The following is a 14168-nucleotide window of genomic DNA, read 5'->3' as shown; positions in this document are numbered from 1 at the left end:
CACAGTTCACGCTTGGCCCGTGACTGCTCCGGCCCTTCGGGCTCCAGAAAATATGCGTTCGAGGAACTCGTGGCAGAGATCAACGCTGCCTTCTGCTGCGCAGCCTTGGGGATCGTGCCCACGGTACGGCATGCCGACTATATCGGCTCATGGCTCGAGGTTCTGCGCGATGACAATCGCGCTATTGTGCGTGCCGCCAGCCAGGCTAGCAAGGCGGCTGAGTGGCTCCTCGGTCACCTGCCGGAGGAGGTCGAAGCATCCATCGAGTTGGAGGAAGGCAATGATAGACGGGCAGCATAACCTTCTATGACCGGAGCAGCCCTTGCGCCTTCCCGTCCACCGCGGTTCGGCTGTCTCGAGCATCGGAATTGCGAGCGGCGGCCCTGCCGTTCGGCATAGACCGCGTTCCCGGCCTCTTTCCGGGCGTGCGCATCGTGAGGGCGCGGCTGTCAATCAACGGCGTGCCGGATCGTGCGGGAGGGAGAGGAAGAGGGTTGGAGGAGGTTTCATGACGGGTTGAGGACCGAGAGAGAGGCTCTCGGCGGCCCGTCGCGGAGAACCTCAATGACCATTGCTGTTCAAAAGATCACGCTGTCGTCCTCGCGCGATATTCCTTTCAATAAGCTGGTGCTTGCCCAGACCAACGTGCGGCGCATAAAGGCTGGCGTCTCGATCGAGGACCTGGCTGAATCGATCGCCCGCCGCGGGCTGATCCAGGGCATACACGTTCGCCCCTTGGTCGGTGCAGACGGCCAGGAGACCGGGATGTTCGAGGTGCCGGCCGGCGGCCGTCGCTACCGCGCCCTCGAAATGCTCGTCAAACAGAAGCGGCTTGCCAAGGTGGCGCCTGTCCCCTGTGTCGTCGGGAGTTCGTCCAGCACGGTTCTCGCTGAGGAGGTGTCGCTGGCGGAAAACATCGAACGTGCGCCACTTCATCCTTTGGATCAGTATCGCGCCTTCAAAGTTCTCTGCGACCAGGGCATGGCCGAGGAAGAGATTGCCGCCGCCTTCTTCATCTCGGTCAACATCGTCAAGCAGCGTCTGAAGCTCACAACCGTATCGCCGGCGCTTCTCGATGTTTACGCCGAGGACGGCATGACGATCGTCCAACTGGAGGCATTTTCCGTGAGCGCCGACCACACCCGACAGGAGCAGGTCTGGGAGGCGATCAAGAACAGCTGGTCGAAAGAGCCATACCAGATCCGCCGCATGCTGACCGAGAATACCGTCCGCGCCTCCGACAAGCGGGCCGTGTTCGTCGGCCTCGAGAGCTATGAGGCGGCAGGCGGCGAAGTGCTGCGTGATCTGTTCCAGTCGGATGATGGCGGTTGGCTACAGGACATTCCGCTGCTTGAACGGCTCGTCATTGAGAAGCTGCAGATGATGGCTGACGAAATCGCCAACGAGGGTTGGAAGTGGATCGAAGTCGCGGTCAGCTTTCCCTATGGCGCGACAAACGGTTTGCGCGAGCTCGAGGGCACGCCGATCGACCTGACCAGCGACGAGCAGGCAACGCTCGATGCGCTGCGTGACGAATTCGAGAAGCTGCAGGCGCAGTATGAGGAGGCCGACGAGTTGCCTGACGAGGTCGACCAGCGGTTTGGCGAGATCGAAACCGCGATCAAGTCGATCGAGGCGCGTCCCGTCCGCTTCAATCCGGTCGAGATCGCGTGTGCGGGTGTCTTCGTCAGCGTCGACACGGACGGAGCGCTTCTCGTCGAACGCGGTTACGTGAAGCCCGAGGATGAGGCGCTCGTTCCGTCCGACGGCAACAACGATCCCGGCGTCGACGGATCCGGCGTCTCGGCCACAGGCCCGGGTCAGCGGGCCGTCATCACCATAGGTGGCCAGCCGGCCGACACGGAGGATGATGACGAAGATGGCATCAAGCCATTGCCCGATCGCCTGGTCATGGAACTGACCGCGGATCGCACGCTGGCTCTGCGCGACAAGCTCGCCAACGATCCCTCGACCGCCTTCCTGGCCGTGCTCAACAAGTTCGTCCGCGACGCTTTCTCTCGCTACAGCGCGCAAGGCGTGGCGATGGAAGTCCTTGTCCGCGGCACGGTCTTTCCGGTCCAGTCCGAAGGGCTTCGGGATACGATTTATGCGCGCTCGATCCAGGCCCGCCATGAGGCCTGGGAAAAGCGTCTTCCAACTGACGTCGCCGACCTATGGAACGCGCTCTCTGCACTGACGGGCACCGAGCAGGCTGAGCTGTTCGCCCATTGCGCATCCTTGGGTGTCAACGCCCTCTACGAAAGGGCCGATCGCTACGGCAACGGCGCTATCTCCACGCATGGTGTGCAACAGCGCCTTGCCGACGCCGATAATCTCGCCCGGGCAGTCGGACTCGACATGATTGATGCCGGGTGGCGACCCACTGTCGGCAACTATCTCGGCCGTGTCACCAAGGCGCGTATCCTGGAAGCCGTTCGCGAGGGCGCCGGCGAGCGCGCCGCCCAGCTCATCGACCACCTCAAGAAGGGCGACATGGCCAAGGAAGCCGAACGCCTGCTCGCCGACAGTGGCTGGCTGCCTGAGCCTCTGCGGCTAGTCGACGTTGATGTGGAAACAGTCGACGTCGACGCCGACGCTGGCGACGAAGATGAAGCTCTGCCTGAATTCCTGGCAGGTGACGACGATGTCGCCTTGGTCGACCAGGACGAAAAACAGCTAGACGCCGCCGAATAGGCCGTCTCCTTCGCGCCCATCGCCCGGCTTTCGCAAGAGGGCCGGGCGTTTTTGCGTTCTGTCGTGAGAGTGAGTGTCCGGCCGGAATGGGTTGAGCCCGTGCGGTCAGAGAGAGCGCCGATGGGCTTTTCCCGGTCTCGCTCTCCAGAGGATCTCCAATGAACTTCTTGTCACCCGCAGTAATCGGGGGTTCGGCCGCTTCCGCCACGCCTCTCGATCCAGCCGCAGCCGTCTACGCGGCAGCCCTGGTTCTTCTCCCCCACATCGAATGCGGCCGGCGCGTAGATGCCGTTGTCCTGCGAGCGGCGATGGAAGCCTCATTCGGGGCGTCGGACACAAGCGGCGCCTGGGACTGGAAGACAGCCTATGACGCCTGCGAAGCCGCGACAGTTCTGTTCCTCCGCAAATACGGCAAGTCGCTTCTGCGCAAGGCCGGTTCCGCGACATCCGCCTTGCCGCTTCTCAACCGGATTGCGGACCTTCTGCCCACGCATACCCGCCGCTCCGAGGAGAGCCAGGCGCTGCAGCAATTCTCGACGCCCATCCCGCTCAGCCTCGCGGCCGTCACGGCTGCGGCCATAACACCGGCTGACCGGGTGCTTGAACCTTCTGCCGGCAGCGGTCTGCTTGCGATCCTTGCTGAGATTGCCGGCGGCTCGCTTGTGCTAAACGAGCTCGCGGAGACGCGTGCCGGCCTTCTGTCCAATCTCTTCCCGGGCGTCACGGTCACACGCTTCGACGCGGCGCAGATCCACGACCATCTTGATCCGGCGCGCTTGCCCACCATTGTGCTGATGAACCCACCCTTCTCGGTCCTCGCCAATGTGCGGGGGCGCGTCGCAGACGCGACCTATCGCCATGTCGCCTCGGCACTCGCCCGGCTCGCCGACGGTGGCCGGCTGGTCACCATCACCGGCGCGGGCTTCGGGCCGGAGATGCCGGCGTGGCGCAATGCATTCGAGCGCCTGCAGGAGCATGGCCGCGTCGTCTTCACCGCCACGATCAGTGGCGCCGTCTACGCCAGGCATGGCACGGCGATCGACACCCGACTGACGGTCATCGACAAGACATTGGCTGGCGATCCGTCGTTCATTCCGGCCTCGCCTGGCTTTGCGCCGGATGTCGCCACATTGCTCGACTGGATCGAGAAGCACGTTCCGGCACGGCCGCCGATCGCCGAAGCTGCCAGGGTCGTTCCGGCCATCACCGCGCCCAGGACGGTCCGCGGTTATCTCGCCCGCACTGTCGCAAGCCCGGCTCAGCGGCAGCTATCCGAGCCGGCCGGCGTTGAACTGTCGTACGAGACGGTCGATTGGACGCCCGACGACGGAGCACGGCTGACCGACGCGATTTACGAGGAATACGGATTGCAGACGATCCGTATTCCGGGCTCCCAGGCGCACCCGACAACGCTGGTGCAGTCCGCGGCAATGGCGTCTGTCGCGCCACCGAAGCCCAGCTATCGGCCGACCCTGCCCGGCGACATCCTGACATCGCTCTCCGACGCCCAGCTCGAAACGGTGATCATGGCCGGCGAGGCCCATTGCGGGTTTCTCGCCGGATCGTGGTTGGTCGACCACACGCTTGATGTTGTCAAAGCGGTACCCGAGGACGCGCCAGGGGCCGTGCGCTTCCGGCGTGGCTTCTTCATCGGCGACGGGACCGGCGTCGGCAAGGGCCGGCAGTCGGCGAGCATCGTGCTCGACAACTGGCTGCAAGGTCGACGCAAGGCCGTGTGGATCTCCAAGTCAGACAAGCTGCTTGAGGACGCGCAGCGCGACTGGGCCGCGCTCGGCATGGAGCGTCTGCTGGTCACGCCGGTGTCGCGCTTCCCGCAAGGGCGCACCATCACGCTTCCAGAAGGCATCCTGTTTACAACCTATGCCACGCTACGCTCCGACGACCGTGGCGAGAAGGTTTCGCGCGTCAGGCAGATCGTCGAATGGTTGGGTCCGGATTTCGACGGAGTGCTTATATTCGACGAGGCGCACGCCATGCAGAATGCCGGCGGCGGCAAGGGAGAGCGTGGCGATGTCGCGCCCTCACAGCAAGGCCGCGCCGGTTTGCGTTTGCAACAAGCGCTGCCTAGCGCCCGTGTCGTCTATGTCTCCGCCACCGGCGCGACCACGGTCGCCAATCTCGCCTACGCCCAGAGGCTTGGCCTGTGGGGCGGCGAGGACTTCCCGTTCTCGACCCGCGCGGAGTTCGTCGAGGCGATCGAGGCGGGTGGCGTGGCGGCAATGGAGGTGCTCGCCCGGGACCTTCGAGCGCTTGGCCTCTACACGGCACGCTCGCTCTCCTTCGACGGCGTCGAATATGAACTGGTCGAGCACGAACTGACGCTCGAGCAGCGGCGGATCTACGATGCCTATGCCGGCGCCTTTGCCGTCATTCACAACAATCTCGACGCGGCCATGCAGGCCGCCAACATCACCGGCGACAGCGGCACCCTGAACCGCCAGGCCAAGTCCGCCGCGCGCTCGGCTTTCGAAAGCGCCAAGCAGCGCTTTTTCGGTCACCTGCTGACGTCGATGAAGACGCCGACACTGATCCGCTCGATCGAGCAGGATCTCCAGTCCGGGCATTCGGCCGTGGTTCAGATCGTCTCCACCGGCGAGGCACTGATGGAACGCCGGCTGGCGGAGGTGCCAACGCAGGAATGGAACGACGTCCGCGTCGACATCACGCCGCGCGAATATGTGCTCGATTACCTCGAGCATTCCTTCCCAGTGCAGCTCTACGAGCCCTTCACGGATTCGGAAGGCAACCTGTCGTCGAGGCCGGTGTTTCGCGACGGTCAACCCGTTGAAAGTCGTGAGGCGGTCGCGCGCCGCACGGCCCTGATCGAGAGGCTGGCGAGCCTGCCACCGGTCCCTGGCGCGCTCGACCAGATCGTCCAGCGCTTCGGCACCGACATGGTAGCGGAGGTGACGGGCCGGTCGCGACGCATCGTCAGGAAGGGCGAACGCCTGATGGTCGAGGGCCGCGCGGCCTCGGCCAATCTCGCCGAGACGCAGGCCTTCATGGATGACGTCAAGCGTATCCTGGTGTTCAGCGATGCCGGTGGGACAGGCCGCAGCTACCATGCGGAGCTTTCCGCGCGTAACACGCGCCTGCGCGTCCACTATCTCCTCGAACCTGGCTGGAAGGCCGACGCAGCCATCCAGGGACTTGGCCGCACGCATCGGACAAATCAGGCGCAGCCACCGCTGTTTCGACCGATCGCCACCAATGTGAAAGCCGAGAAACGCTTCCTCTCGACGATTGCCCGACGCCTCGACACGCTGGGCGCGATCACGCGTGGCCAGCGCCAGACCGGCGGGCAGGGTCTGTTTCGGCCAGAGGACAATCTGGAATCGCATTATGCTCGCGATGCGCTGCGGCAACTCTATCTGCTGATCGTCCGCGGCAAGGTGGAGGGCTGCTCACTCGAGCTGTTCGAGCAGACCACGGGGCTGACGCTGACGGATGAGAACGGCATCAAGGATGAGCTGCCGCCGATCACCACTTTCCTCAATCGCCTGCTGGCGCTCACCATCGAACTGCAGAACATCCTGTTCGCGGCTTTCGAGCAGTTGCTCACAGCCAAGGTGCAAGGGGCCATCGCAGCTGGGGTCTACGACGTTGGGCTCGAAACGTTGCGAGCGGAGAGTTTCGTCGTCACCGATCGGCGGTCGATCTACACCCATCCTGGTACCGGCGCCGAGACACAGCTTCTCACCATCGATCAGCGCCGGCGCAACCGACCCGTGCCCGTCGAGGAAGCTGTCGCCGAGCTCGACGATCAGCGCGCCATCCTGCTGGTCAACGAACGCTCAGGACGTGCGGCCGTCCAGGTTCCCGCGCCATCGTTTATGCTCGACGATGGCGAAATCGAGCGGCGGGTCCGGCTGATCCGACCGATGGAGCAACACCATGCCTCGCTCCGAATGATGGAGGACAGTCATTGGCAGCGGGCTGATCGTGAGACCTTCACTGCTGTCTGGAGTGCCGAGGTCGAGAGCGTCCCGGCATTCTCGGACTCGACCATCCACATTGTCGCTGGGCTGCTGCTGCCGATCTGGAAGCGACTTCCAAACGAATCGAGCCGCGTCTATCGGCTCCAGACCGACGACGGGGAGCGCATCATCGGCCGCAGGGTCTCAGCCGCATGGGCCGCCGGGGCGCTGGCAACCGGCGTCAGCACGCTGACGACGCAAGATGCCTTCAACGCTCTTGTGGATGGACGAACGATGCTCGACCTTGCCGAAGGTCTTGATCTGCGCCGCGTCCGCGTCATGGGCGCCAATCGCATCGAGCTGTCGGGCTTCACCGATACCATGCGCGAGCGGCTCACGGCCTACGGACTTTTCCACGAGATCATATCCTGGAAGCTGCGCATGTTCGTGCCGACGGACGCAAGCGGGGCCACCGTGCTGGCCAAGGTCATCGAGCGTTATCCGGTGCAGCGCATCAACGACAGGGGGGCCAGCTGATGACACCTCGCGATGCATCCGCACTGGCATGCCATCTCGCCCAGCGGGCAGAGGCGGTGTGCCGCCGCTACCTTTCCAATGGTCGCCGCGTTGGCAACTACTGGCTGGTTGGCGACGCCCGCAATGCGCCGGGTCGCTCGATGTTTATTCGTCTCAAAGGGCCAGACTGCGGCAAGGGCGCCGCCGGGAAATGGACGGACGCCGCCACCGGCGAGCACGGCGACCTTCTGGACGTCATTCGGGAGTCGCTTGGTCTTGTCGATTTCAAGGACGTCTGCGACGAGGCGCGCAGCTTTCTGTCGATGCCCCTGATGACGAACGAACCAAAGGACCGGTGGGAGCAAGTCGTTCCCGCTGCCCGCGGCTCCCCCGAAGCGGCGCGGCGGCTGGTCTCCATGTCGCAGCCGATATCAGGAACGCTTGTGGAGACGTATCTGCGCGGACGCGCGATTACAGCCTTGCATGAGACCGGAAGCCTTCGGTTTCATCCGCGCTGCTATTACCGTCCAGAGAGCGGCCCGACCGAAACATGGCCGGCAATGATCGCGACGGTCGCCGACCTCAAAGGCAAGCTCACCGGCGCCCACCGCACCTGGCTCGATCCGGGCGGATTCAGCGAGGCCCATCTCGGCCGCGCTCCGGTCGACACGCCAAGACGAGCCATGGGCGAACTGCTCGGTCACGCTGTCCGCTTCGGCTGCTGCCGTGATGTCATGGCCGCCGGCGAAGGCATCGAGACCATGCTCTCGCAACGCACTGTCCTGCCGGCCATGCCGGCACTGGCGGCGCTGTCGGCGGCGCATCTGTCCGCAATCCTGTTCCCCGACACATTGCGGCGGCTCTATATCGCCCGCGACAATGATCCTGCCGGCGACGCAGCTGTGGCAGCCCTCATTGAACGCACCAGCGCGGCCGGTATCGAGGCGATGGTCCTGACACCGCAGCTCGGCGACTTCAACGAGGATCTCCGCCTGTTCGGCGCCGATGCCCTGAGTACGATCCTGAGGGTCCAGATCGCTCCACAGGATGTCGAACGCTTCATGAAGTTGGCGGCCTGACCGGAAAGGGGAAAGGGCGTGCCGGCGACACGTGGCGGGGGTGCGCAGGCGGACCTTCGCTCGGGCGAGGGCCGACCCACGGCCTTCAAGAGGGCGATCGGACGACGGCCGATCCGGACAGGCAATGGCTGCGCCCGGCTATTTTCCGGCGGCCCTTGCCACCCCGCGCGATGCGCAGGGCCCCCTCTTCGGGCCTTTCCATCGCGAGACAAAATAGCCGGGCTTCGCCATCCTTCACGTTCGTTCCGGCCCTGCGCTGACGCTGCGGGTGCATGTCCGGATCGTCCGTCGCCTTCGTCGCCATGAAGGCCGCGATGGGCGCGGCCGATCCCACGAAGGCAAGCCGCCATGAGCACCGAGCACGATACCGACTTCGAGCCGCAACCCGCATCATCACCCACCGACCACGTCCTTCAGGAGCTTCAGCTCTACGGCTACCGTCCCTTCGACGACGAGCCCGATCCACGCCCGCTGCCCGAAGGCCGGGTCATAGCGGCCAGTATCGCCGACATCTTCGATGCTCTCCTGGTGGCGATGGCCGACACACGCCTTGAACCCGACCTCGAGGAGCTGCTGTGGGGCACGGTCAATCTGTTCCATCGCGCGACCAAGCGGATCGAACGCGAGCTCGATGAAAACGAGCTTTGCCAGCAACGGCTGCAACGCGAACAGGATGGATCCGAGGTCAAGTCGGTCGAACTCGAGCGGCAGATCGCCCAAGGTCAGACACTGCTCGAACGCCGCAACGCCTTCGAATTGATGCGCGACCAGTCCGCCGAGCACTACGAGCGGCACACCCACTCGATCTGGCGTCCGCGTTCGGGTTCTGTCGTCAACCATCGCCACCTGACCGCGGCAATGATCGACAGCCGGGACTTCCTTGCCGCGAGGAAGCATGCGGACAACCAGCTGCTGTTGCCACCCGGACCGAAAGTCGTCTTCACCGGCGGGTTCGATTTCAACGATCATCGCCTAATCTGGGCCAAGCTCGACCAGGTCCATGGCAAGCATCCGGAAATGGTCCTGCTGCACGGCGGATCACCAAAAGGTGCCGAGTTGATCGCGGCCAAATGGGCTCATAGCCGCAAGGTGCCACAAATCGCCTTCAAACCGGACTGGACGAGGCACGCCAAGGCTGCGCCCTTCAAGCGCAACGACGCCATGCTCGACACCTTGCCGATTGGCGTCATTCATTTCCCCGGCTCGGGCATTCAGGACAACCTCGCCGACAAGGCCCGCAGGCTCGGCATTCCGGTGATGAAGTTCGGCGCCACGTAAAGGGGCCACCAGCCCGCTCGCCGCAAGTCATGCGCTGTGATTTCTGTTGCTCCCGACGCATTGATCGGACGACCGCTCCTGCCGATGTGGCGTCGTTTGAAGGCAAGGCGGCGAACCATCAGGTTCACATCTCATCTCGTCCTGGCATGGAGAACAGGGGACCGTTCCCGCGTTTGTCGGCGCAATTCCTTGATCCGGTCCAAGGGCCTGGTGCCATCAACCCATAAAGGGTCGGACTACGCAAAGCGTGCCGCCGTTTCGGCCTTGCCTTCACGGTGATTGCGGCCCTCGGCCGGACACATCGGGCGCCTGTCACGCGGGGATCGCCCCCGCTTCCAGAACAGGAGCCGGAAAATGTCCCTCGTAGAAGCCAACGCATTCGCCTTCAGCCTCGCCACCAGCCTGATGGTCAGCATCGTGATCTTCCGCGCCGGCGATGGTACGCTGACCGTCGTGCCGGCCGACGAGTATGAAGGAGAAGCCTCCGAGATCGTCCGCGAAATCGATCCACACGCGCGCTGATCCGGAGAGCCTGCAGCCGGCTTTCCCCCTGCCGTAGAGACACCCTACAATTCGAACCGCAGCTGCCGCCGATCGGGCGGCAGCAGATCGCCGAGCGACGAAAGCGTGACGCCCAACAGCCGGATTCCCTTCTGCACCGGGAATACAGACCTCAGGAGATCGGTCGCGAGATGTTCGAAGTCAGGAAGTTCGATCGGCACTGCCACCGTGCGGCTGCGCGTGATCTGCTGAAAGTCGGCGAATTTGATCTTCAGCGTGACGGTGCGGCCCCGGATGCCTTTGCCTTCACAGTATCCCCAGACCTTGGCGACCAGCGGCTTGAGTTCAGCGATTGATGCTTCGAGATCGACGATGTCGGCTGCAAACGTGTCCTCGGCGCCGATCGATTTGCGCGGCCGATCCGGCTCGACCGCGCGTTCGTCGATGGCGCGCGCGATCTGATAGTACCAGAGCCCTGACTTGCCGAAATGCTGCTGGAGGAAGGGAAGCGACCTCTCCTTGAGGTCGGCGCCGGTCACGATGCCGAGCGCTTCCATTTTCGCGGCGGTCGCGGGTCCGACACCGTGAAATTTCTTGACCGGCAACGTCTCCACGAACGCGGGCCCGTGGCGCGGCGTGATGACGAACTGGCCATTCGGCTTGTTCTGGTCCGACGCCATCTTGGCGAGAAATTTGTTGTACGAAATGCCGGCGGACGCGGTGAGACCGGTCACCAGCAGGATCTTTGCCCTGATCATCTCGGCGATCGTCGTGGCAGACGCAATGTCGAGCCGGTTCTGCGTCACGTCGAGATAGGCCTCGTCGAGCGACAGCGGCTCAATGAGGTCGGTATGTTCGGCAAACACCTCGCGGATCTGAGCTGAGACTGCCCGGTAGACCTCGAAGCGGGGCGGCACGAATATCAGCTCGGGGCATTTGCGCTTTGCCGTGACCGAAGGCATCGAGGAGCGAACGCCGAAGGCGCGGGCCTCGTAGCTCGCGGCCGCCACGACGCCGCGGGCAGCCGCTCCACCAACGGCAAGCGGCTTACCGCGGAGTTCCGGATCGTCGCGCTGTTCGACCGACGCGTAGAACGCATCCATGTCGACATGGATGATCTTGCGCGGGTCGGCGCTGTGTTCAGGGGCCATTTGCTTGCAATGTCATTTCGGCAAGGTCTGAGCTTCGTGCTGAAGGATGCTACAATCTTCAGATCGCAAATTCAGCCTGCATACGACCCTGACGGAGACGCGAAATCGCAAAGCTTCTCCCGGGAAGGGGACGAAGGACTTCATGTTCCGGATGCGTCATGTCGAGCCAAGCCGTGCGCTCGTCCCGGCGCAGCACCGCCATCTGGCGGTCATGGTAGGGCGCAATATCATCGTTGGCCTGGATCGTGAGGATTGCGTAGGCTTCCGGCCAATCCCGCGTCGCTGGCCGCCAGACGCCGGCGAAGTAGAACCAGTCACCGCTTGCGAGGCGAAAGCTGCAGTTCTTCCCCTGGCTGCGGTGCCGGAATTCGGACGCCGGCACCAGGCAGCGATGGCTCGGAAACGATCGGTCCTCTGCGCGCACGATCGTGAAAGGTCGCCCGCCCGCTTCCCTGGGTTGGAGTCCCCACGGCAGCTCCAGCATCTCAACATCGCCGCCATAGCGTCTTATGATGACGCGGCGTTCGTCGAGCGGTGCGTCGGAATCGAAAACTCTTGCGCTCATAGTCAAAAGAACATAACAGGAACATGATTGACGCGCAACGCCGGGAAACAGGTGACACATGTGCAACGATTATCGGCTGATGGTGGATGTCGCCTCGATCGTCGAGGACTTCGCCGATCTCAAGATCAAGATCCGCTTCAGCGAAGGCGCGCCGAACATCGAGGCGCGCGAGGATATCAAGATAACGGATCCAGGGCCGATCATTCGCCCGGTCGCCGGGGCGAGCGGGGAGGGTGATCTGGTTCAGCGCCGGTGGAGCTGGCCCGGACAAAACAAGCGGCCGGTCTACAACTTTCGCTCGGACGGTCGCGAGTTCGCCTCGAAGCGCTGCCTCATTCCCGCCGATGGCTTTTACGAGTTCACCGATCCAACGGAGAAGGGCAAGAAGCGCAAGGACAAGTGGCTCTTCACCAAGCGCGACGAGCCGATCTTCTGCATCGCCGGAATCTGGCGCGAGACCAATGATGTCGGTGAAGCGTTTACGATGCTTACGATGGAACCCGGTCCGGACATCGCCCCCTATCATGACCGGCAGATCGTGATACTAGACCGGAAGGACTGGGCGAGCTGGCTCGATCCGCTGGTCTCGGCAAAGTCGTTGATCAGGTCGTTCCAAGCTGGCTCGCTCACCGTCGAGCAGGTCGGCTAACGTCGAGTCGGGGTTGGCTACGGCAGCTCATCTGCGGCGGGCTGGAGCGCTGGGTGCAAAATCATGAACGGACGCCACGCGCTTGTGATCGGAGCAATCGCTTATCCGGGTCAGGAGTTGGAGAACGCGACAAGCGATGCAGGTCACGCCGCTGACGCGCTGCGCGATCGCGGCTTTGCCGTGACGACCGTCTTTGACCCTAGCCTGGCGGCTATAGACGCCGCCCTCACCAACTTTAAGGAGTTGGCGCAGACAGCGGAACTCGCGGTGATCTTTTTGGCCGGGCATGCCGTCGAACGCCATGGTCGGGGCTATTTCCTCCCGATCGACTTCTGTTTCCCGCCAACCGCCGCTGGCCTGCGCTACACCGCCACAAGTTTGAACACCTTCGTGGAGGCCACGGGCGGCGCTGCGTCCCGCATAATCGTGCTCGATGCGTGCCGGAACTGGCCGCACGATCCCGACGAAGCCAGGCGCACGTCGAACGATCTGGAGGAGCTGGTCGCTGACGAACGCAGTTGGTCAAACCTTCTGCTGGCCTATGCTACGAGCGCCACGAGGGACGCTGGCGACGGCGCCAAAGGGATGGGCAGCGCATTCTCAAACGCTCTCTGCCGCCATCTGCTGGATCACAGCCTCACTGTGGATGAGTGCTTCCGGCGCGTGTCGCAGGACGTCGTCGCTCAACGAAATGATCAGCAGCCCTGGACCTATTCCAGCCTCGCACGAACCCTTTCATTTACCGACCTGCCGCGTTTCGCAGCGATCCAACGACATGGCGTGCCCAACCCCGAGCATTTCAGTGTCGGCGCCTGGGCAGCGGCCGACACTACGCGCCGTACCCTCATCGTTGGAGTTGGCGACGCAATGTCCTGGAGCGTTGGCATCGGTGGCTTTGCGAAAGTTCGATATCACGGCAAGGACCACCTAATGGGGGCGGCATATTGCGACAAGCTGCTTCTGCTCGCCGGCTCAAGCGGCGCGCTGTACGTAGCGGGCGCTGGCAATAAACCTCTACTGGACCTCCAAATGGAGCATTCGTTCGGGTTGACTGCCTCCCCGTCGGCGAATGGCATTACCTACTTCGGCAACGGTATTGTCAGTTGCCTCAGAGTTGATATCCACCATATCGAGGAGGTCGCTCGCTATGAGGTAGGCTTTGACGTCTACTGCTGCACTTACATGCCTGGTGGTCTTGTCTGGGTCGCTGGCGGCGATGGCAGAATCTGCGAAATCGATCCGCAAAATCTGAACACACCCATAAGCGAGATCGCTACGGTCAGGCATCATGTCAACGCGATGGCGGTCGCCCCAGACGGCGACTGCGTTTTTGTTGTAGGCCAAGGGGGCGTCGCATTGAAGCTGGACCGGTCGGGGCAGGTGATTGCGGAACTCCTTCCAGACCGGGGTTTCAAAACTGCCGCAGGCATTCGTGCGCGGTTGCTTAACTTCGCGGAGGACGAGGCTATCCGCCTGTTCATCTTCGAGCCGTCGAAATTAAAGCGGCGCGTGCACAGGGCACTCACCGAGAGTTTGAAAGTCCCGGACTATCACGCGTGCGCCCACGCGCCCACGCTGCCGATCCTTGCGATCGCGACGCAAGAGAGCAGCGTGGTTCTGCTCGACACGCGCGATCTTCAAGTGATTCAAGAACTCGATGTCGGCTCCGGTAATTCAACGATCGTGTCTGGCGTCCATTTTTTCTCCGATCACGAGCTCGCGGTGGTCGGCGGCAGCGGCGATGTCACCTTCTTCGAAGCTTGATCCGGCAAAGGCTTGAATTGGTTCCGGTCCGAT

11 protein-coding genes are annotated in these 14168 nt (G+C 63.2%); 8 read left to right on the top strand and 3 right to left on the bottom strand.

The genetic code is table 11. The features are described 5' to 3' along the window. The 4 genes from EN824_RS28855 to EN824_RS28840 form a co-directional block, all read left to right on the top strand. Positions 1-300, top strand: a 300-nt coding sequence (locus tag EN824_RS28855) for a zincin-like metallopeptidase domain-containing protein (protein WP_245521036.1), incomplete at its 5' end; no start/stop codon positions are given. Between the two features lie 264 nt (positions 301-564). Next, positions 565-2694: a ParB/RepB/Spo0J family partition protein gene (locus EN824_RS28850; RefSeq protein WP_135917349.1), complete on the top strand. Its 2130-nt coding sequence runs from the start codon at positions 565-567 to the stop codon at positions 2692-2694. Between the two features lie 158 nt (positions 2695-2852). Further along, entirely contained in the window at positions 2853-7169 is a 4317-nt protein-coding gene (locus tag EN824_RS28845; RefSeq protein WP_135917350.1) for a strawberry notch family protein, read from the top strand. Continuing rightward, on the top strand, positions 7169-8227 hold the full coding sequence (locus tag EN824_RS28840) for a toprim domain-containing protein (protein ID WP_135917351.1): 1059 nt from the start codon (positions 7169-7171) through the stop codon (positions 8225-8227). The genes EN824_RS28845 and EN824_RS28840 overlap by 1 nt, the downstream gene beginning before the upstream one ends. Before the next feature lie 85 nt (positions 8228-8312). On the opposite strand, the gene EN824_RS28835 is transcribed toward EN824_RS28840, so the two are convergent. Next, complete coding sequence (locus EN824_RS28835) at positions 8313-8531, bottom strand: hypothetical protein (RefSeq protein WP_135917352.1); 219 nt, start codon at positions 8529-8531, stop codon at positions 8313-8315. 44 nt (positions 8532-8575) lie between these two features. On the opposite strand from EN824_RS28835, the gene EN824_RS28830 reads away from it, so the two are divergent. Both EN824_RS28830 and EN824_RS35400 read left to right on the top strand, forming a co-directional pair. Continuing rightward, positions 8576-9505, top strand: a complete 930-nt coding sequence (locus tag EN824_RS28830; protein WP_135917353.1) for a DUF2493 domain-containing protein — start codon at positions 8576-8578, stop codon at positions 9503-9505. A 354-nt stretch (positions 9506-9859) separates the two neighbouring features. Continuing rightward, positions 9860-10027, top strand: a complete 168-nt coding sequence (locus EN824_RS35400) for a hypothetical protein (RefSeq protein WP_189522243.1) — start codon at positions 9860-9862, stop codon at positions 10025-10027. A gap of 44 nt (positions 10028-10071) precedes the next feature. On the opposite strand, the gene dinB is transcribed toward EN824_RS35400, so the two are convergent. Together dinB and EN824_RS28820 are read right to left on the bottom strand one after the other, a co-directional pair. Next, entirely contained in the window at positions 10072-11157 is a 1086-nt protein-coding gene (dinB, locus tag EN824_RS28825; RefSeq protein WP_135917354.1) for a DNA polymerase IV, read from the bottom strand. A 58-nt stretch (positions 11158-11215) separates the two neighbouring features. Continuing rightward, positions 11216-11722: an SOS response-associated peptidase gene (locus EN824_RS28820; protein WP_135917355.1), complete on the bottom strand. Its 507-nt coding sequence runs from the start codon at positions 11720-11722 to the stop codon at positions 11216-11218. Between the two features lie 58 nt (positions 11723-11780). Between EN824_RS28820 and EN824_RS28815 the strand changes: the two genes are divergently transcribed. Next, a complete protein-coding gene (locus EN824_RS28815) occupies positions 11781-12371 on the top strand; it encodes an SOS response-associated peptidase (protein WP_135917356.1) in 591 nt (196 codons plus the stop codon). A gap of 63 nt (positions 12372-12434) precedes the next feature. Beyond that, positions 12435-14135: a caspase family protein gene (locus EN824_RS28810; RefSeq protein WP_135906803.1), complete on the top strand. Its 1701-nt coding sequence runs from the start codon at positions 12435-12437 to the stop codon at positions 14133-14135. The last annotated feature ends 33 nt before the right edge of the window (positions 14136-14168 follow it).

It is taken from the genome of Mesorhizobium sp. M8A.F.Ca.ET.181.01.1.1 (genome assembly GCF_004792025.1).
Taxonomy (GTDB): domain Bacteria; phylum Pseudomonadota; class Alphaproteobacteria; order Rhizobiales; family Rhizobiaceae; genus Mesorhizobium.
The sequence above is the reverse complement of the archived record's forward strand: the minus strand, read 5'-3'. Positions and strand labels throughout refer to the sequence as shown.

What these genes read in the sequence shown, in the direction of transcription:
- EN824_RS28840 (WP_135917351.1), top strand. Translation starts at nt 7,169, where the DNA reads ATGACACCTCGCGATGCATCCGCACTGGCATGCCATCTCGCCCAGCGG.
- EN824_RS28850 (WP_135917349.1), top strand. Translation starts at nt 565, where the DNA reads ATGACCATTGCTGTTCAAAAGATCACGCTGTCGTCCTCGCGCGATATT.
- EN824_RS28830 (WP_135917353.1), top strand. Translation starts at nt 8,576, where the DNA reads ATGAGCACCGAGCACGATACCGACTTCGAGCCGCAACCCGCATCATCA.
- EN824_RS28845 (WP_135917350.1), top strand. Translation starts at nt 2,853, where the DNA reads ATGAACTTCTTGTCACCCGCAGTAATCGGGGGTTCGGCCGCTTCCGCC.
- EN824_RS28835 (WP_135917352.1), bottom strand. Translation starts at nt 8,531, where the DNA reads ATGGCGACGAAGGCGACGGACGATCCGGACATGCACCCGCAGCGTCAG.
- EN824_RS28810 (WP_135906803.1), top strand. Translation starts at nt 12,435, where the DNA reads ATGAACGGACGCCACGCGCTTGTGATCGGAGCAATCGCTTATCCGGGT.
- EN824_RS35400 (WP_189522243.1), top strand. Translation starts at nt 9,860, where the DNA reads ATGTCCCTCGTAGAAGCCAACGCATTCGCCTTCAGCCTCGCCACCAGC.
- dinB (WP_135917354.1), bottom strand. Translation starts at nt 11,157, where the DNA reads ATGGCCCCTGAACACAGCGCCGACCCGCGCAAGATCATCCATGTCGAC.
- EN824_RS28820 (WP_135917355.1), bottom strand. Translation starts at nt 11,722, where the DNA reads ATGAGCGCAAGAGTTTTCGATTCCGACGCACCGCTCGACGAACGCCGC.
- EN824_RS28815 (WP_135917356.1), top strand. Translation starts at nt 11,781, where the DNA reads ATGTGCAACGATTATCGGCTGATGGTGGATGTCGCCTCGATCGTCGAG.